The sequence below is a fragment of the Mycetocola sp. Y719 genome (genome assembly GCF_056713205.1).
Genome location: NZ_JBWYGY010000001.1, coordinates 95,610 through 116,279, shown reverse-complemented (window position 1 = coordinate 116,279; position 20,670 = coordinate 95,610). Strand labels below are relative to the sequence as shown.

General features: G+C 64.9%; 9 protein-coding genes. 1 reads left to right on the top strand and 8 read right to left on the bottom strand.

Translation table 11 applies throughout. The features are described 5' to 3' along the window. The first annotated feature begins 23 nt into the window (after nt 1–23). Complete coding sequence (locus AC1M0F_RS00385; RefSeq protein WP_480236226.1) at nt 24–4,544, top strand: DUF2272 domain-containing protein; 4,521 nt, start codon at nt 24–26, stop codon at nt 4,542–4,544. Nucleotides 4,545–4,810: 266 nt separating this feature from the next. Here AC1M0F_RS00385 and AC1M0F_RS00380 read toward each other — a convergent pair whose 3' ends face one another. The 8 genes from AC1M0F_RS00380 to AC1M0F_RS00345 form a co-directional block, all read right to left on the bottom strand. Next, nucleotides 4,811–6,835: a PhoX family protein gene (locus AC1M0F_RS00380; RefSeq protein WP_480236225.1), complete on the bottom strand. Its 2,025-nt coding sequence runs from the start codon at nt 6,833–6,835 to the stop codon at nt 4,811–4,813. Nucleotides 6,836–7,007: 172 nt separating this feature from the next. Next, entirely contained in the window at nt 7,008–7,358 is a 351-nt protein-coding gene (locus AC1M0F_RS00375) for a three-helix bundle dimerization domain-containing protein (RefSeq protein ID WP_480236224.1), read from the bottom strand. A 64-nt stretch (nt 7,359–7,422) separates the two neighbouring features. Further along, nucleotides 7,423–12,750 (bottom strand): DUF6531 domain-containing protein, encoded by a 5,328-nt coding sequence (locus AC1M0F_RS00370; protein ID WP_480236223.1) that lies wholly within the window; start codon nt 12,748–12,750, stop codon nt 7,423–7,425. A 567-nt stretch (nt 12,751–13,317) separates the two neighbouring features. Beyond that, on the bottom strand, nt 13,318–14,250 hold the full coding sequence (locus AC1M0F_RS00365) for a hypothetical protein (protein ID WP_480236222.1): 933 nt from the start codon (nt 14,248–14,250) through the stop codon (nt 13,318–13,320). A gap of 1 nt (nt 14,251) precedes the next feature. After that, complete coding sequence (locus tag AC1M0F_RS00360; RefSeq protein ID WP_480236221.1) at nt 14,252–16,183, bottom strand: hypothetical protein; 1,932 nt, start codon at nt 16,181–16,183, stop codon at nt 14,252–14,254. A gap of 919 nt (nt 16,184–17,102) precedes the next feature. Then, nucleotides 17,103–18,125: a LacI family DNA-binding transcriptional regulator gene (locus AC1M0F_RS00355; RefSeq protein WP_480236220.1), complete on the bottom strand. Its 1,023-nt coding sequence runs from the start codon at nt 18,123–18,125 to the stop codon at nt 17,103–17,105. A gap of 136 nt (nt 18,126–18,261) precedes the next feature. Beyond that, nucleotides 18,262–18,978 carry a gluconate 2-dehydrogenase subunit 3 family protein gene (locus AC1M0F_RS00350; protein WP_480236219.1) on the bottom strand — a complete coding sequence of 239 codons (717 nt, stop codon included), beginning with the start codon at nt 18,976–18,978 and terminating at the stop codon, nt 18,262–18,264. 33 nt (nt 18,979–19,011) lie between these two features. After that, nucleotides 19,012–20,658 carry a GMC family oxidoreductase gene (locus AC1M0F_RS00345; protein ID WP_480236218.1) on the bottom strand — a complete coding sequence of 549 codons (1,647 nt, stop codon included), beginning with the start codon at nt 20,656–20,658 and terminating at the stop codon, nt 19,012–19,014. Nucleotides 20,659–20,670: the final 12 nt, after the last annotated feature.

Sequence of the window (20,670 nt, the reverse complement as noted above, 5' to 3'; positions counted from 1 at the left end):
GCTTCGGCGGGAAGGCAGAGACGATGTACGAGAGATGGTCCGATCAGGGATTCGCGGCCGAGGGTTTCTGGGGATTCGAATCCCCCTTCGTGACCGCCGAAGACCTCCAGGAGGGATTCGGCCAGGAGTCGTTCGGCGGCGAGCTTGCGGGCTACGGTGCGGAAGCCGGTGAGGTGGAGCAGTCAGAGGCGTTCGAGTCTGAGGCGTTCGAGTCGGAAGCGCTCGAGTCGGAAGCGCTCGACTCGGAAGCATTCGAGTCGGAAGCATTCGCTTACGAGCAGCCGTTCGCTGAATCGGCACCGGTCTTCGAAGGCGAAGGATTCCCGTCCGGGCTGACGCTCTCCCCCGCGACAGGCGCGACCGGCGAGAAGCAGGAGCACTGGGACCCGCATAAAACGGGCCTCCCGCTTCTCGCCACCGGGCCGGCGCTGCGAAGCAAGAAGCTCTCCCCCAACTTCACCGTCGGCGAGCTGGTGAGAAGCGGTGGCAGGTACGCGGATGCTGCGCGCATCTCACCAGCGCTCGTGCGGCTCCTTCAGGCGATCCGCGACCGAGCCGGCAGGAGCGTGAGCATCACGTCCGGCTACCGGTCGTGGGCTCGCAATAAGGAGGTCTACGCCGGGTACGGGAAGACTGCGACGCTGAGCAGGCACTGCTCCGGCCAGGCAGCGGACATCCGAATCTCAGGGATGTCGGGGCTCGACATCGCCAGGCTGGCCATCGATGTGGGAGGGCCGGACATCGGTGTCGGCATCGGGGGCACGTACGCGCACGTCGACGTGCGCGGGACCTGGGCTGTCTGGACCTACCTCACGGGCGACGCGGGCAAGCAGGCCATCGCTGCGATCGTCCGCCATCGCGCCCAGGGCGGCAAGGGAGGACCGGCACCGTCGAAGACTCCCGGTCCAAGGCCCCCGTCGGTTCCCCTGACCCCCGGCACGACGACGGGCGGTGACCTCGTCGTGGATCGGCATCCGGTGCTCCGCGGCCATGCCGGTACACCGCCGGATCTGGTTCTCCGCTGGAACGCGATGTCGAACCCGGCGGCGATCGACATCGTCGTGCACTTCCACGGCTTCTCGGCCAGCAAGGCAGCGATGAACCTCCGTGGCGAGATCCTGCCGATCTCAGGACTCGACCTCGCCGGCCCCGGCGGTGCCGGGCCGTCCCGCACGCGGCCCACCCTCGCGATCCTCCCGCGCGGCAATTACTACGGCGGTGACACAGGCAGGGGCTACTCGTTTCCGAAGCTGACTGTTCGCGGCGCGCTTCGGAAGCTCATCGACGACTCGCTGGCCCGCTTCACGGCCACAACCGGTATCGGCGCACCGATGGGCCGGCTGATCCTCACCGGACATTCCGGCGGCGGCGCTCCCCTGTCGGCCGTACTCAGTCACGGCGACCCGGGCATCGATCCCGACGAGGTGATCGTTTTCGACGGTCTGTACGGCTCGAGCGGCGCAGTGCTCGCCTGGGCGCGACGGCGGATCGCTGCCGAACTGGCGAATCCATCCGCAGTGCCCCCAGCGCTGCGCGTGTTCTACCGGCGGGGCTCCAGGAAGTACCCGGGAACGCAACCGAACAGCGAGGCGCTGGGGAAGGCGCTCTGCCAGCCCCTGGCCGCACCGGGCGCCGCCCGCCTCCGTCCGAGGTTCCGGGTGGAGCTGACCTCTGCCGAGCACTGGGACATGCCGAGGCGTTTCGGCCGGGCCCTCCTGGCCGATGCCGGTGTCGACGTGCCGGCCGCGACCAGGTACGACTGCTCGAGCGGGGCGAAAGAGGCGGAGGCGTACGACCGATTCGAGCCCGAAGACGCCGAGAAGGAGGACTTCGAGCCCGAAGACCTCCAGTCCGAGGAGTACGAGAACGAGGGTTACGACACGGAAGGGTACGAGACCGAGGGCTACGAAACCGAGGGCTACGAGACCGAAGGATACGAGACCGAGAGCTTTGAGGCAGAGGAGAACGAGGCCGGCGCCTATGAAGACGAGGGAATCGAGACCGAGGAATTCGAGGACGCGGGCTATGCCGTCACCGAGGATGAGTCCGCAGAGGGCGAAGCAGAAGCCTTCCTGGCGGAATCGCACCGGACGCAGATTCCACAGCCGGAGTCCCTCGCCTGGGAGGAGTCTCCCGTCGGTGTGGTGCTCGAAGGCGAAGGGTTCCCGTCCGGCGCGACGCTGGACCAGGCATCCGGAGCGACCGGTAAGGGCCAGGAACACTGGGACCCGCAGAACGTCGGACTGCCGCTCCTCGCCACCGGGGCGAGTAAACGGTCCCTGAAGCTGTCTGCCAACTTCACGGTGGGCGAGCTGGTCTCCAGTGGAGGACGGCACGCGGATGTCGCGCGCATTTCTCCCGCGCTTGTGCGCCTCCTCCAGGCCATCCGGGACCGTGCCGGAGGGCCCGTGCGGATCGCATCCGGCTACCGTTCATGGGCCAGCAACAAGGCGCTCTACGCGTCGCGCGGCAAGGAGCCCACCCTCAGCAGGCACTGCTCGGGCCAGGCCGCTGACATCACGATCAAGGGTCTCAGCGGACTCGACATCGCGAAGATCGCGATCGATGTCGGCGGACCGAACATCGCGGTCGGACTCGCCAGAACCTTCGCCCACGTGGATGTGCGAGGAAGCTGGGCGGTCTGGAATTACGTCGGTGGCGCCGAAGGGAAGAAGCTCGAAGCGGCCATCGCGGCGCACCGCGCGGCTCGCAAGGCCGGTACCACGCCCCCTGCACCGGTACCTCCTGCGCCGAAGCCTCCCACCACGCCGCCCGCCGGATCCAACCGGCAACGCGGAACAGTCCCCTACCAGAGTGCGAGGACCGACTCGAAGGGTCCTCAGCCGGGTGCACTGGCCATGCGCGACCACTGGCGCAGAAACACCGGGCTGCAGCGGGTCGGCATCTACAACAAACGGAGCATCCGCGGGCAGGCGGGCACCATCTCGGTGCACTCCGAAGGCCGGGCTCTCGACCTGTACGCGAACGCGAACGACCCTGCGCAGAAGGCCATCGCAGACAGGTATATCGCGTGGCTCATGGCCAACGCCGTCGAGCTTCAGGTGCAGTACATCATCTGGAACCGCAGGTCCTGGAGCTGGCAACGGCGCAACCAGGGCTGGCGGCCGTACAAGGGCCAGAGTCCGCACACCGACCACGTGCACGCCGAGCTCTCGTGGGAGGGCGCCAAAACGCCCAGTCGATTGTTCGCGGGAGGAATGGAAGCCAGTGAAGCCGAGGGCTGGGAAAGCCCGTACGCCGAAATGGACGGCTACGAGGCCGAAGGCTACGAAAACGAAGAGGGCGAGACGGAAGGGTACGAATCCGAAGGGTACGAGAGCGAAGGATACGAAACAGAGGAGGACGAAGCCGAAGGCTACGAGACCGACCGCTACGACACCGAATCGTCCGAGACGGACCGTTATGAGCCCCTCGGGCTAGACACCGAAGGTGATGAGAGCCTCTGGGAAGGCGAATTCAGTCCGGCATTCGAGTCCGAGACAGCAGAGGTGAGGGACGTCTGCGGCTATTTCACCCCGACGGTGCCCACTATCACGACGGCGGCAGTTCGAGCGCGGGTCGTCGCGGTCGGTCGCGACGAGCAGACCCGGTGGCAGAGTTCCGCCAACGCCCTCCGGGATGAATCGGCGAACGCGGTGTTCGGTGACCTGGTGCGGTACTGGCTCGCCGAGAGCGCCCGGATTCCCGCTGCCAACCTGGTCGTCATCAACGCCAGGACGCCGAACACGACCTACGGAGCGACACTCCTCGGTGCAGCTTCGATCGCTGCTGGGACGGTGCACAACGAGGCCAGGAGGATCGCCCGGCTTCTGATCAGGTCACTCCCCGAACCCGGAACTCCCGCCAATCTCGAAACCCTGGTCATCAACGCCATCCAGGCGGCCAGGAGGAGCAAACTCAACGAGATCGCGTGGAGCGCCGCGTTCATCAACAGTTGTGTCCGCCGGGCGGGAATGAGCCTGAACCTGCAGGCGCTCGCCGGCGGAGGCGAGGAGTCGCTCCTCAAACTGTCTCCGCTGGGCCGGCACTGGGAGTATCTGCTCGAAGCGCACCGGCGGAGATTCGGATGCAGGACCGGCCCGACGACGTTCGACACCGCGTGCAGGCGCACCGGGACGTACCAGGCCTTCCGTATCACCGAGTTCAACCCGCAGGCCGGCGACATCATCGTGCAGGACCGGAACGCGAACACCGCCAACGCTCTGCTCACGTTCGATCAGATCCCGGGACTCACGGGACTGGACATGCACGCAGACATCGTGGTCGATGTTCAGCCGGGCTTCGCCGAGACGATCGGCGGGAACGTCGGCGGCTCGGTTCGGCGGAGGCGCTATCCGCGAACCGCAACGGGAGCACTCGTGGTGTCTCAATTGCAGCGGTTCGTCGCGCAGAACACCAATGGATCATTCCCTGCGATGCCAGCGGCTGTTGCAGCGGCTCCGGCTGCGCTTCCCTCTGAGAGCACGGCGCGGATCGTTGCCCTTCTTCGTCCTGTCCAGGAGTGCAGGAAGGTTGTGGCGTAGGCACTCTGCCCGTGGCGTCCGCGTGGTAGGCCGCCCGCGCGAGCTTCTTGCGGAAGCCGCTCAGATTCGGTTCCAGTGACACAGGTGATCCTCGTCGCCGGAGTCGACGACTACAGCGATTGCCGGGTCCAGGAGCGGCGTCAGCCGCGCGGGGTCCCCGATGATGGTCGGTCACCGGCTCTGCAAGCTAAGTCCGGATGGACCGCCTTCCTGTGACAGGAACGTCGGATATCGACTCATGCACGCGGCGCAACGAACAGGAACCCCTAGCTCTGCCACACCTGCACGACCGACGGACGGGGCGCCGCTACCAGGCCCGTGCGGTTGACTGCGGTGTAGTCCGGGAAGTACGAGTGCTGGTCAGCAAAGCTGCCGTCTTCACCCGGGTGCTGAACGGCGACGTAGACCATCCGTTCATCGTCCCGGATGATGGGGCCGCAGGTCTCCGCTTCTCGCGGCACGGCCAGGAACTGGTCGACGCGGCCCCGATCGGCGCCTTTCAGGCCCACCCGGAAGAGACCGTCGTTGTAGCCGATCGTGCCAGGCTGACCGTCGGTGGAGATCCACAGGTTGCCAGCTTTGTCGAAGGCCAGGTTGTCCGGGCACGAGATCGGTGAGACCTGGTCGACCGGGAAGCCGGCGAAGTACGTCGAGCCGGACACCGCCGGGTCACCGCAGACCAGCAGGATGGTCCACGCGAAGCTCGTGGCGGTGGCGTCGTTCCTCTTCTCGGTGATCTCGATCACGTGGCCATCGCGGTTGATCGTCTTCGGATTGACTTCATCGACACCCGCTTTGCCGAGCGTGCCCCGCTGGGTGTTGTTGGTGCAGGCGACGTACACCTTGCCGCTGGTGGGGTGGGGCTGCACGTCCTCCGGGCGGTCCATCTTCGTGGCGCCGACAGCATCCGCAGCCAGACGGGTGTGCACGAGCACTTCCTCGACGGTGAAGCCGGGTACGGCGCTCTCACCATCCAGTGTGAGCGGCATCCATTTTCCGCTGCCGTCGAAGGCACCGTCGCTCGGCAGGGCACCGGTGCCGGTGATCTCGGCGGCCGGTGAATTGCCACTGAAGCGGGCGACGTAGAGATCACCGGTCTCGAGGATCGTCTTGTTGTGTGCGCGGGCCTTGGCACTGTTTCCCTTGCGCAGAGTCTTGTGCGACACGAACTTGTACAGGTAGTCGAAGCGTTCGTCGTCGCCCATGTACGCCACGATCCGGCCGTCCGGCGCGACGGTGACGTTGGCGCCTTCATGCTTCATGCGCCCCATGGCGGTGTGCTTGACCGGGGTGGATGTGGGGTCGAGCGGGTCGATCTCGACGATGTAGCCGAACCGGTTCGGTTCATTCACGTAGCCAGGGTTCGCTACCGCGTCGAATCGCGGCTCGATGGCTTCCCACCCGTAGGTGGACGCCGACGTGGACAGTCCGTACCGTTTCTGACCGGCGGTCGTGGCCGGCGACCGGAAGTAGTTGTTGAAGTTCTCTTCGCCGGAGAGCACGGTGCCCCACGGCGTCGTGCCGCCGGCGCAGTTGCCGAAGGTGCCGACGGCGGTCATGCCTGTGGGGTCGCCCTGCGTCTTGAGCAGGTCGTGGCCAGCGGCCGGTCCGGTGAGGCGGAACGGGGTGGATGCCGTGACGCGGCGGTTGTAGGAGGAGGACCGCAGATAAGTCCACGGCCGGCCCTTCTTCTTCCGCTTCAGCTCGACGACGGCCATGCCGTGCGCAGCCATGGTGATGCGGAGCTGCTGCAGCCGCTCCTCCTCGTTCGCGGCGGTCGGAAACATGATGCCTGGGTTGGTGTATTCGTGGTTGGTGACCAGGAGGCCGCTGCGGCCACCACTGCCCTGAAGCTCGATGATGTCGAGGTAGTCGTTGTTGTAGCCGTACTGGAGCGCCTGCGCCTCGGCCGTCTGGTTGTCGATGTCGAACTCGGGCGCACCGGCCAGGATCGGGTCGCCCCAGCGGATGATCGGCGCCCACTGGTAGCCGGCGGGTACCGTGAAGTCGTCCACCATGGAGTCCACGGGAGCGATGCGTGTGAACGACAGCCCGCGGCCAGTAGCCTGAGCGGCAGGCGTGCCGCCGAATGGGGTGTCGAATCCGGCAAAAGTGAGGGCCAGGGCGCCGGCACCCGCGCCGAGCAAGACCGAACGACGGGACAGAGCCACGCCGACGATGTCCTTGAAGTAGTCATTGTCGCTCTGGTTGCAGACGCCCATCGCGCAGGCGTTGCCGCACTTGAGCTGGCAGGTCACCGGGCTGCGCTTGCCTTTGGTGTGGCCGGCCATCGGCAGACTTTTCCGTGTTTCCTGCTGCGACATGATTCTGTTTCCCTCCGAGGCGACTCTGACAAGGTCAACGCAACAGGATGTCGGTTGCCGCCCGGTAGCCCGCCGGTGAACGGGAAGAGACCGGGACTTCCTGCGACCGCGCCGGCGCGACGCTGAACATCGTCAGCGATCAACCTCGATGGGATCCACCGAGTGCATCACCAAACATGGGTCCGTGATGGCCCTCGCGGCTTGCACGCTCGACTTCCATCGGGTCAGGGGCCCAATCGCTGTCCGGGAGCGGAGCCATAGCTTCACGCTCCTCGGTCGCGGTGTTAGTCGCCTTTGCTTCTTTCTTGAGCCGTTTCTTCGCCGCCTTCTCGACGAGAACCGGGACGAAGTCGCGCACCCGACCAGCGGCAAGCTGCTCATGCTCATCTTCGACGACGCCCGCGATATGGTCGCGTTCGAGGCTCGGGAACCGCCCCGCCAGACGGTCGATCACTTGGTCGATGGCTTGTGTTTCGTCCAGCTCACTCATGGGGACATTCTTCAGTGCCGGCGCTCCCCCGGCAACAGCAATGTCACCTCGCAGACAGGATTCCTCATGGCCCGGGCAGGATGACAGTGCTCCCCTCGATTCCCAATGCCTTGAACTCCGACTCGATCGCAAAGATGATCGTTCCGCGCACCTCGGCAGAGAACCGGTACACGTTCCCTGCCGCGTCAGGACGAGGGTTCTCGAGTGCCTGCACCAGCATCTGGTAGACATCGTCGCCCGTCATCCGCGCGCCATTCTTGACCGCAGCGTTCCAAACCGGAGTCCACGTGCGGTCCCATGCGCCGTGAAGAAGACGCGGCGCCGGCGTTGTCAGAGCGCGATTGGCGTTGTACCCGAAGGCAGAGGGCAACGCCTTACCCACCGCCTGGGGCAGCATGTGCATGTTCTCCATCTCCATGCCCGACATCCCGAGCGCCTTCACGACGGAAGGGGCAGTGCCGTAGCTGGAGAAGCCCAGAGACCCCTCACCGATATCGATCATGCCATTGCCCCAGCCGAAAGCGGCTCGAGCCGCCGCCGACCGGAGCGGTAAGACGCCACCCCCGCCGCCTCCACTGGAGAGCACCAGAGGAACCGGGGCCTTGACCGCCCACTTCGCAACGTCGACGGAGGCGCGAGCGTACACCTTGAGGGCGTCCAGTGCTGCAGGCGTCAGTTCGACCGCGAGCCCCCACGTGCGGAACAGGGGCATCATGTCCTGGGCGGCGCGGTACTCCATCCCGACGGGGCTCGAGTTCAGCGCTCGGTCGACGCCAGTGAGGGTGGCAAAGGCAGCGTTCTCCCAGAACGCGAGAAGGTTGCGCCAGGGCAGCAGAACCTTGTTGACGACGACGTTCGCGGCGCGATTGCCCGTGTCGTACCCCGTGACAGCGGGGAAAACCGTGTCTTTGGTCGTCGGGTACGTCCAGGTGGGATCGACGGTGGTCGTCCAGTCCGGTGGCAGCGGGGTCGGCGCCGACCCTGTGATGGCCAGGCCCGCCGATGGCGTTGTGGCCGGTCGCGGTGTTTGCGGCATCCCGGATGGCTGCTTCGCCAGCCCCGTGGGGTCCGCGAAGTCGACAGGGTTGGCGCCGGCCACCACGTAGGGGGCCGGACCATCGAGATACAGTGCCGGATCCCGGGCAAGGAAAACACCCGTGCGCGAGTCATACATCCGTGCGGGAGTCAGCAGGCGGCCGATTCCGGTTGCGAGCGGCATGCCGCGCCACACCGGGTCGACCACCGAACTGGGCAGCGGCGTGATGCCGTCGGCGGCGAACCGAGCGAGAACACCGAACGGATCCCACGAGTGGCGTTCCACGATTGCCCCGGTCGAATCAGCCACAGAGGAGGTAGTCAGCCCACCGTCGTACTGCGGCCAGAAGGTGCCGGTGGCGTCGCGGACGCACAGTGGGACATCCCAGATCGGGTGCGGTGTGCGCTGGCGAGGGCCCATCCCGCCGACGCCGACCGCGTTCTCCTGGATCCAGGTTTCGCCGCTGAATGCGCGGTAATAGGTTTTACCTGCCCGAGTCTCGGTGGCCATTCGCGACAATGCGTCATACCCGAACTCCTGCACCACGGTGCCGCTGGCGGCATCCTTCACCCGAACGACGCGGCCCAGGGCGTCGATGTCGTAGGTGAACGACGCATCACCCGTGCGGTTTCCCTCCTGGTGGTAGGTGAAAACCTCAGTGCCGGCCGCAGTACCGCCGCTGGAGGTGATCGAAACGGGGCGATGGTCGGGACCTAGGATCGAATCCTCGACGATCGTGGCCGAGCCGGCGCGCACGCAGGTGCGCCGAAGACGAGCGCCAGAAAGTTCCAGCGCGAAGGTATCACTCTCGAGTGCTGAGGCTGCTGCGACGTTGGCTGAGGCGATCGCCGCTGCCTGAGCGGCGATTCCTGGCAACGTGTCCGATAGCGGCTCCGACGCAAAATTCCACCTCGCCTCGACCAGGCGATCGCCATCGTCGAAGCGGTGCAGGATGCTGTGCGGGGAGGGCCATCCGACCTGGACGAGCGCACGTCTCCCGCGTTCGTCGTACCGCGCCCGCCAGGAATCGCGGACAACGCCGCCACGCCGGTGATCGACGGCGATCAGGCGACCGAACGCGTCGCGGGCCATCGAGGTCTCGACGCCGTTGCCTTGGGTGACTGTGGCTGGCGACCCCTTGTATCCGACGGCAGCGAGAACGTCGCCGGCGGACTCGTCGGACGTGCCCGATGGACCCGGGTCGAGTACCGTGACGGTCACCGGCCGCCCCACCTGGTCGAACTCGGTGCGTTCCCTGCGGCCGTTGGGATAGACGAGGGTGGTCGCTCCGGAGACATCGTCGAACAGCATCCGCACCGTCCCTGCCGCCGTTGTCTCGTCGACCAGCCGGTGCAGGCTGTCCCAACGGCGCCGGACCGTGCCGGCACCACTCGTTGCGGAGACCAGGCGCCCGAGGCAGTCGTACGTGTTGGAGTGCGTCGACACGGCCTCCATCCCAGGTCCGGGGGCAACGTCCAAACGTATGACCTGACCGGAATTCCCGGCGGTCTGGACGATGCGACTCCCGCCGGGGCTTGATTCGGTTGTTGTTCGACTGGCGACATCGGCAGAGCTGTGCCAGCTCGAACCATCGGCCAGCGTGGTGGTCATGCGACGACCAAGTGCGTCATACCGCCACGTGCTGTGTGCGCCGGTTGGGTCGGAGTAGCCGACGATCTGCCCCGCTTCGTTGTACTCCCAGCGGGAGCGAGAAGCCACGGCGCCGGGAATGACGCCTGGATCACGGACCGACTCGACCACCTCGCCGAAGACGTTGTGTTTCAGGTGCGTGGAGACGCCACCGGATTCGTGGCGGGCCACCACCGCCCCGCGCTCGTCCCGGTCGAACCGCACGCCGCCCGTGGGCGCGGTGATCTCGATGACCCGGCCGCGGGCGTCGTACGAATAGTCGGTCACCAAGAGGGACGGCCCCAGCCCGGCCTCGGTCATCTGCACCAGGTCGCCGGTTGGGCCATAGTGATATTCGCGTATTCCGCCCGAGGCATCCCGCGCCGAAACAAGCCGCCCGACGCCGTTGTAGTCGAAGTGCAGTGTGGCGCCGTGAGGTAGCTCAACCAGACGCAGGCGGTCGTCGCGGTCATAGGAATAGGTCGTTGTCAGAGGAGTCGCCGTGCTGACATCGATGGTGAACGCCCATGATGTGACTGAAGTCAGCCGGTTGCGTTCGTCATATCCATAGGTCGATCGGGTGAGGACCCGTTCCGGTTCCCCCTCGCCAGGGCTGCCCTCCTCGGTGACCTCCTCAAGGCGGTCACCGGGACCCCACCGGTGCATCTGGCGGGCGCCACCCGGGGAGACTATTTTGCGCACGCGCCCCCACCCGTCATAGTCGACGGTGGTCACTCGACCGAGGATGTCGGTGGACCGCTCCGGCCGCCCGGCCACGTCATAACGGAACACTTCTGTCGTCGCGTCGGGTGTCCCACGCCCGCGCCGTTCCCGAATCACCAGTCCGCGCTCGTCGTACCGCCGCTCCACCAGTGCCCCGGAAGAGTCGGTGGTACGGATCGGATTGCCCAGGTAGTCCACACGGCTGTGCCAGGATCGCGGCGTCGAGGAATTCGAGGCAACGCTCACGCCGATGATGGTGCCGCGGACGTCACGTTCGACCAGGTCGACGATGGCCGAGGCGCCGGTGGCGTCCAGCCCCGCATCTACCGCTGCTCCCCGTGGTCGCTCGACGCGCACCGGTGAGCCATCGTCGCCGAACCACTGTCGCACCGGCTCAGCGGAACCGTTGACGGGAGGGGGCGCCAGCGACTCGACCTGGCCGAGGGCGTTGTACACGGCGGTGGTCACTCGGCCACCCGGGGCAGTGACTCGAGCGGGAAAGCCCGCCGCGGTGTAGTCGAAAGCAGTTTGCACAGCGGCGCCGTCTGCGTCCTGGGTGAGGCGCGCCAGGAACCCGTTGTGGATACCCCCGACCACATAATCGAACGTGGTTCGCCGACCTTCCGGCGAGGTGAACTCGGTGAGGTCACCGGAACTGTTGGACTTCATGGTGGCCACACCGCCCTGCGACGAACCGTCAGGCAGTGTGACGTCGGGGTTCTCGATGCGTACGAGTCGACCGGATGCCTGGGCATCCCCTGTATCGAAGTCGTAGACATATCGGGTCGTCGCGCCGGTTTCGGCGACGCTCTCGACCAGCAACTGGAAGGTCGGATCGTACCGGTTGCGCTGGATGATGCGGCTTGGTGCGAGAGCAGGCAGGGCTGCGACGCGTTCGACCCTGAGGAGGTTGCCGCGCGCACATGGGTTGGGATTCGTGTCGTCGTACAGGGTCACCTCGCGGCGACCGTCAGGTGCCACCGCTTCGACCAGATTGCCGTGGCCGTCGTAACGGAACCGGCTCTGCACCACCCGGTAACTTCGATCGCGATTGAGCCGGTATCGAAGGTCAAGGAGGTCGCCACGATAGTTGAAGGTATGGAGGCGCAGCGCGCCATCAGGAGATCGCACACTTGTGCGGGATGCCGGCAGATCAACAAAAGCGGCATCAGCGGGGACGTATTGCAGCTGGGCGTACTCGAACTGGTACTCGTGCCCTCCGTATAGCTGCCGGGTGACCGAGTTGAATGCCCAGCCCACCTCGGGGCCTGCATACTCGTTCAGCAGGTAGGTTCGCCTGTTTGAATCGAGCACTCGCAGAATGTTGCTGCGCATCGCCGGGTGCGCCGCTCGCACGTCGTAGTCGTAGACCGTCGAAACGCCGTGAGGGAACTGCGCGGTTGCGGGTTGGATGACACGGATCAGTAGCTCACGCTCGTCGTGATGGTCGTAGCGCACATGCCGGGAACCCGTATGGTCGCGAACGTGTTCAAGCAACCCGCACATCCCGTATTCCATCACCAGCCCACGTCCGGAGTCATCGAACACACTCTGAACCCGGTCCATGGTGTCGTAAACGAGGCGAACCCGGTTGCCATGCCGGTCCGTGATGCGGACCAGGGGAATCCGCTCCGTCGACGACCACCCGGAGGGCCGTTCGAACCTGTACCGAAGCCCACCCGGAAACACGATCTCAAAAACGTCACCGGGCCCACCTGATCGCTCGAGGCGGGCCGCCAGCCCGACTTCAGGTCTCCAGCCCCCAGCGTCGGCGCTGAAGATCGATTCGTGCAGCCGACCCGTCCAGTACGCCAGAGCGCCGTTGTTCAGCGGGCGAAGGTACACGTTGTAATTGTGATCCCAGCCGTATCCGAATGGCCCGAAATAGGGCTTTCCGCTCTGGTACGAACGCTGGAATCGCAGTGGAATGCCGCGGGTCGGCACTTCCAGGTCGACGTAGTGCAGCGACAGCCGACCCGAAAACAGGTCGATGGGGTCTGCCACGACGGAGGGTCGTTGGGCGACAGGAGACGAAAAGTCCATCTGGATCTCGCCCACCGCGGGCCGGTTGTGAGCAAGGTTGTCACGTGTCTCCGCTACCTGTGCGTCTGTGGCACCCAGAGGAGCGACCCACGTCGCAAGTACGTCGGGAGCGATCGGTGCCCACTGGTCAAAGACGGAGCGTGCGGGATCGGTGCTGTTGACACTCCCCCGCGACGGCCGGGCGGTCACGGTGGCCGACGGCGAGACAGCCGGCGCGCCTTGACGCTCGGCGGAATCCTCCCGGGTAGGACCTGCCTGCACCGCCGTACCGGCCCCAGTGACCGGGGCCGGCACCACGGCGGCCGGTTGCTGGATGGACGTATCCATCTGCCGGTAGACGGCACAGTCCGACGCGACCTGGTCGATGAGTCCTCGCTGGTTTTCCACGACTCCGGGCGATCCTTCCAGCGCACTCAGCACTCCGCAAGGATTCGAGGACATGTATGCCTCGCCGCCCTCTCCGAACGGCCCGGTCTGCGCGTAATACCCGTCGCTATCCCAGATCACCTCACTCATCGCGCTGCCTTGTCATTTCGCTGCCGCATCGTCGAAATCCACCACTGTGATGTGCTGCCCGCCCCACACCACGTCGCCGTGGGCGAGGTTCACCGTCAGGGCGGGTTCGCCGCGTCGTCGTCGGTGGGCGGAGGCCCGGCTGAGCACGTCCGCCAACTCCTCCTCCACCGCGGTGCGCTGTGCGGCGTCGAGTCGAACTCCACGAACGGAGGCGATGCGCCCCGGGTGGGTGTGGATGAAGCGCTCCACCGCGACAAGCTCGGCATCTTCGCCGCCGGAGACAGGGTGCAGTTCCAGTGCGTCGACCCACTCGGCCGCCACCACCGGAACCCGCACTGACTCCCCCTGGCTGAGTGTGAGCACCTCCTGCTGGTCGAGGATGCGCACCACGCGCAGTTCGGGATCGTCCGAATTCAGCGTCCTGATCAGCTCGGTTGTGCAACGCAGGTCGGTTGCCGCTTGGCTGTCGCGCGCCACCGAGACGGCGAACCGTTCGCCCGGGTCTGCGGCACTCGACCGGCGGCTGACCTGCCAGATGCTCGATGTGTGGCCTTCTTTGATGCCCCAAACCTCCCACGGTTGGCTGGCGTCGTCGTCAGTTCCGCTGGCCCCGGATGCATCGTCGCCACGCGCGCCTTTCTCCCGGAGGGTCAAGTACTCGCGGACGCACAGCGCCGAGGCGTCGAATGAGAGAACCGCATTGTCACCCGCCCACCGGCGATACTCGCGCCCTTCCGGATCGTGCGGGTCCGACCCAAGAAGATGACCGTGCCTGTTCCAGGAATCCGAGGAAATCACCGCGTCGCGGATGCCTCGCACGACCGCTGCACTGGGGATGCCGTGGCAGGGCCGCGCGCCCGCGCGTTCACCTTCGAAACCATCCTGGGTGGGAGCGAACGGTTCCCGGTCCGGCCCGAAGAAGTAACTCACTGCCCCGAGCCGCATGTCAGTGAAGGTTCTGGTCCGGGACTTCCCTGGAGGGCTGTTCATCCTCGCCAGGGTCGCGGAACAGCCGCGACTTTTGATCGGTGCTCAGCCAGGCGTCGGCTGGGTCACGGTTGACGTGGCTGGCGCCCGTCAGCACATCCCGCAATTCGAGCGCCTCCCCGAACGAGAGCCCAAGCACATCCTGCTGCATCTGCACAGGCATCCTCAGCAGATCCCCGACAGTCGCAGAATCTCGCAGACGTGAAAGCTTCTCGCGCAGCTCGCCTGAGAGATCGGCCAGCCGGCGCAGGGGAACCTGCTGCACGCCCGGCACCTCACTGGCCAGCAACCGAGCGGCAAAGTTGGTCTGGGCCAGTGTGAGTCCTTCTTCGTAACGCCCGAGAGGGCTGCTCGCACTCGCCCGCAGGCCCTCCTGCAAAGCGACGTGCTGGGCGTGGGAGTAGTCGAGCTGCGAGCTTTGGCGGCCCCGAATCGCCGGCGTCGATTTCAGGTCGTATTCGAAGTGGATGCGGTTGCCATCAATGACCCTGAAATCCGTCGGCGGACAGCAGTTGAGGTTGCGCGCCGTCATAAAAAGCGTGTCGGTGCTTCGCTCGACGGCACGCATCTTCACCAGCGTGATCGACACAACGAACGGATAGGTGACGTGCTCGAAGCGATCTTCGTAGCCTGGGCCATAGTTTGCGAAACCAGAGTGCACTTTGCCTGACACGACAAGGTAGTCGGGAGTCTGTTTCGAAATGAAGGGGGCGGTGTCCACCAGGTGCGGATGGTCGTTCTTGTTCGAATGCTCTTCCGGTCCAGTGGAGGTAAGAACTGCCGACTTGATCTTGTATCCCTGCCCCGGGTACAACGTGTCGGCCACCCACTGGCGATCCCGGTCGTCGTACACGGTGGTTTCGTCATCATCGCCCTTCGGCTGCGCGTGATATGCGTCGGTCCACGTCGTTGTCAGCTCGCTGCCGGGGATCTCTTCCGTCTCGCTACGGGCCACCTTGCCGATGTGCCCCGTTTCCAGGTATGCCTCGACGCAAAACCCCTCCTGATCCTTCGGTCGCGCCACAACCAAGAAAAATTCCTGGATTCCCTCAATGTTGCGGATGCCATTGACGAACGTTCGCTCCGTCTCCAGCGTGTGCGGCCGGGGCAGAACGAAAAAGAGCGCGCGGTTGGTGCCCAGGTGGTAGCTGTCGAGCTGGTGGTACAGCTGCGAAATCTGAGTGGAGAAGGAATAGGTTTCGCGCCTCTCATCTCCGATAGTGTCGGAACGGGAGGTCATCGTCTGGTCGGAGTTGATCTTCTTGGTGCCCCACTGACCATTCGGCGCGCTATAGGTGAACCCGCCGCCGGTGCCTGCGAAAGATGCGTTGGCCCCGAACCCACCACCGCCCATGTCGATGTCGTACGTTTCCAGCGACTGAGTATTGCCCGCCGACTTCGTGGCGTTGACGTCTTCGATCGACCGTGACTGGCGTTCATTCGTGTCGGACGCCAGCTGATACATCTCCCGCTTCTTGGGCTCGAAGTCAAGAAAATAGGGAATCTCGCTTCGTGGAGTATCGGAGTCTTTCGGACGCAACGTCACTTCCAACACCGCTCCAAAACACGCGAAGTATGAGGCGAGCTTGCTGGTGTAGTCCTCGATGCCTGGCTTATCTTTCCAGTAGCTGCGCGACCCGCTGCGGGCGACACCGATCTCCGCTCCGTCCACCTGATATCCGGTCAGGGTGCAGGCGATCTTGAGGTAGCTGATGATCATGCCGTCGTGGTTCTGATCATCCTCGCCTGGCTCATAGTCGAAGATCGCGATCGATGAGCGCCATCGACGCGGCGATACTCCGTCACTCATCGAGACGTCGAGCATATCCTCGCTCACACAGCGGCGGTGCCAGGGAATATCGATGGGCAGATTGAGCATGAAATTCGACATAGCGCTTCGCCACCTTCGGTCCGTCCCAGATACGTTGCTCCTGTAACCTGGCGCGCGCAAGCCCGTGCGCACCATTGGGCGGTCCCGCGACAACATTCTCGGAACGGCCACCGCGAGCCGGGAAGTTCAACTGGTGAGGTGCCTCCGGGTCTCGTCGATTCGCCTCGGGAGAGGCCCGATGTCGTCGAGCTCGTCCGGACGGTCTGGACGACCAGAAATAGCCCGACCTTCGGGAGAACGACGCCGTGGCGGTGCGCCGAGCGAGGGGAAAGGGGAGCTTCCAATCAAGCATCGAAAGCGGGATCTGAACCTGCGACCCCTTGTAAGGAGATAACCTAAACTCGGGTTTTGCCGAAAATCTCCGAAACTGGCGGATTCCCTTGTGTTTACAGGGAACCGGGCGGTTCACTGCCTCCGATTGTACTCGGTCAATTCGGATCAGATGAAGTTGAATGTGATGACTAAATGATGACCATTTGAACCCCTTTTAGCGCGCACCCCGAGCCCTCCAAAAGATTCTCCCCATGCCCGCCGCAAGTATTCGAGCATGGCTGTGCTGGCGTTCGATCTGCGGGCGGGTTTGCTCGCGACGGAGCTACAAATGGGAGCGATTTGGGGCGTCCATGAGATACGGCACCGGCAATCGTTTGAGGACGGTCCGACGAACGCGAGGCACGCATCGAAGGAGAGCAACGAGATGAGACCACTCCGGTACTCGATCAACGTCACACTCGAACGGCTGCGCCCAGCCCGAAGCAGGGCTCCCTCCGGACGAGGAGTCGATGCGCCACTGGACCGCTCGATTCGCCGAAGTATCGGTTGCCGCGATTGCGACGAGGGGCAGGACCCCGTCCGTCATCTTCTTTGGTGCCGGCGGCTCCCTTGATGGCGCAGACCTGTGATGGCGCAGACCTGGCGATCAACCGGGAGCAGACCCGGTGCTGTCTCGCACGATCAGATGCGGCTCGATCAACGGAATGAGTTGGGTCTCGTCCCCGCGCATCATGGTCAGGATCTGGTCCACGGCACGGTAGCCGATCTCTTCGAAGTCGAGGACGACGGTTGTCAGAGATGGTTTGTAATAACGCGCCTCTGGCACGTTGTCGAACCCCACGACGCTCACTCGTCCGGGCACATCTATCCCTCGCTCGTCAAACGCCTTGATTGCACCAAGAGCGAACGGATCGTTGGCCGCAAAGACAGCGGTGACGCTGGGGTCGTCCGCCAGCCGGAGCGCGGCTTCATATCCAGCCCTTGCGCTCCAGTCGGCGGTCGTTACGGGCGGCGGGGTGCGTCGTCCGCTCTCGGAGAGTTCCGTGGCCCAGCCTGATTGCCGAGCGTCCGAGGCCATCCATCCGGCCGGTCCGGAAATGTGCCAGACCGTCTCGTGGCCGAGGTCGAGCAGATGGCGGACCGCCGCGCGCGCTCCCTGAACCTCATCGATCGAAACGCTCGTCGCGGACGGAGCCGATCCCTGTTCGAAGGTGACGATAGGGACATCGCTGTCGACACCACGCAACACTTCCATCGCAGCGGTCAGCGGCGCGAGGACGATGATGCCGTCGACCTCGTCCGAAGAAAGTTCGTTGAGTGCTGCACGGACCGTCGCGTGGTCCAACGCCGCGAGGGTGACGAGGCGTGTGGAGTAGCCGTTTCGTCGCGCCTGCTCCGAGATTCCCACGAGGGCGAGGGAAGGACCGTGCACTGACAGCGCGTAGCTCAGCACCCCGAGGTTCATGGTGCGGTTGCTGGCCAGTGCCGCGGCTGCGGTGTTGCGTCGGTACTGGAGTTGCTCGATCGCCTGCTCCACACGCGCGCGGATTTCCGGCGCGACGTTGTCAGCGCGGTTGACCACACGGGACACCGTCTGCTGTGACACACCCGCCAGCTTCGCGACATCCACCATGCGGGCGCCGCGCGATTTGGATGCGGTACGACTCACCTGAGACCCCTCCCTGTCCGGGATTTCGACCCTAGCCCAGTATGCCCGGAGCACGGGCGGGACACGGTGAGGTCGGCTGCGGCCGAGAGGTGTGGCGGGGCGCAATGAGGTGCTGCGCCCCGCCGTTCGGTGCGGTCTACGGTCGCCGGTAGCGCAGTACCTCCGGGTGCCGTTCGTACGGCCACTCCGCGTCCGGGATCATGTACTTCTTCGTCGTATAGCTGCCGTCCATCGTCGATTTCAGTGTCGGAGGACCGTCGAACCCGATGACAGCCCACCCGACCCGGTTCTCGTTACCGCCGTACACCGGGTCGCCATAGAAGCCTTGCCGTGTGTTCAGCACCAGCAGCGGGAAGAAGTCGAGGAAGTCTTCGTTCACAGGCTGGTTTCCAGCGGGCGCGCCGCCGAGTCCGTCGTCCTCGGGAGCGTCGAACGAGAACGGCGTCGGCTTCGGCTTTCCCGAAATCTGTTCGAGGACCGCATCCTGCTGCTCGTCTGCGAGGTCGACGAAGCGTCCACCGAATCTGTCGTGGGCCACCTCATCGAGTTCCTTCACGCCGTTCGAATACAGTGCCTGTCGCAACGCGATCCGTTCCTGCCAGGCCTCTTCTTCACGTCCCTCCATGCGCAGCCAGCCGATCCCGTCTGCGGCCGGGAACACGAACTGCGTGCCCGCGAGCATCCGGTCGATGAAGCGGACGACCTTGGCTTCTCGTGCACCAGGGTGGTGATCTGTCGGAATGATGCGAGCCGTGGCCGCTTCAATCGTGTCCCACTCCTCCTGGCTGAAATATATAGGCCCCTCGACATCACGTGTCGAGATGGGCACCGTCACCCATTCTGCCTGTCCCATGTCGTTGTCTCCTGTTTCTCTTGTCGGTGGATGTCAGGACCAGGTGTGGCGGTCGACCTGGAGGATCCGGTCGACGCAACGCCAGGTGTTGGCCATGATGGTCAGCGCCGGGTTGATCCCGGTCGCCGTCGGGAAGAAGCTGGCGTCGAAGACGTAGAGGTTCGGCACGTCATGCGTGCGGCACCAGCGGTCGACGACGGAGGTCGCGGGGTCGTTGCCCATCCGGGTCGTTCCCAGTTCGTGCGAGGTGTTTCCGGTGATGCGTTCCATGTTGACCGGAACGACTTTGCTTGCGCCGGCCGCCTCGAGGATCTCGCCGTTCTTCTTCACCTGCCATTTCTCCTGCGCGTAGTCGTTGGAGTGCGGCGTGTGCGTGATGCGTGCGACAGGGAGTCCCCACGCGTCCCGGACCGTCGGATCGAGGTCGACCCTATTGCTCTCCACTGGAAGGTCGTGGAGCAGGATGCCAATCTTCATCGAGTGGTTGAACAGCTCGCGGTCTGCGTCCTTCGCGGCGGAGCCCCACGTCGGCCGCCCTGGGAAACTCCAGTTGACCGGGTGCCCGAGCATCGATGGGAAGATCAGTGACCCGAGGATGTGTCCGCGACTCTCGTCGGTCTCATAGAAGTCGAACGAGCATCCGCTCATGTAGTGCCCCGACCAGCCGTACAACGGGTCGCGGAGATTGCGGTCGAAGAGTCCGACCGAGAACGAGTACTGGTGGAACGTCGCGTTCTTCCCCACCTGTCCGCTGCTGTTCGCGAGGCCGTCGGGGAACAGTGCCGACTTCGACATCAGAAGCAGCCGCGGCGTCTCGATACCGCCGCCGGCAACAATGACCGCCTTCGCGTACTGCACCCATTCGTCGCCGTTTTCGTCCTGGTAGCGGACACCGGTTGCGCGCCCATCCCTGCCGACGAGGATCTCGCTGACGTAGCAGTCGGAACGCAGGTCATAGAGGCCGGTGTTCACGGCATCCGGGATGAAGCTGATGAGGGTGGAAGACTTGCCGGTACCTGGGTCGGGGTACTGCTGCCAGAACCCGTTCTCGCTGAACGGCTGGCGGCCGCGGTAGGGCTCTGTGACCATGCCCTGCGGCATCGGGAAACTGCTGTGGCCGAGCTTGTCCATTCCGGTCGCGAACGTGCGGCCGATCTGGCTCAACGGGGAGGGCTTCGTCGGGTAGCCACGGCTGCGACGCCCCTCCCAACGGTTCGCACCGGCGAGACCGGACGTCCCGAATTCCCACTCGACTCGCGTGTAGTAGGGCTCGAGCTCGTCGTAGGTGATGGGCCAGTCCACGAGGCTTGCCCCGGGCACATCACCATGGAGCGAGCGGAGCTTGAAGTCGCTTGCTGTCATCCGAGGAACCATTCCGCCCCAGTGGGTGGTCCCACCGCCGACGACCTGCGGTGTGGCGGAGAAGTTCGTGATGACCGCTTCTTCGGTGTCGTTGGCCCGGTAGGTACGAGGCTTCAGCTTCGGGTCCTGCCAGATGAAATTGCGGTTGAGGTACTTGAGCTCGTCGCCAGAAGCGTGCTCCGGCTTCAGCCAGGGGCCACGCTCCAGCCCGACGACGGTCATGCCGGCCTCCGTGAGGACCTTCGCTGCGGTCGCACCACCGGCGCCGGCGCCGACAATGACCACGTCTACGGGGTCAGGGTTCTTCTTGGTCTTCATGATGTTCTGACT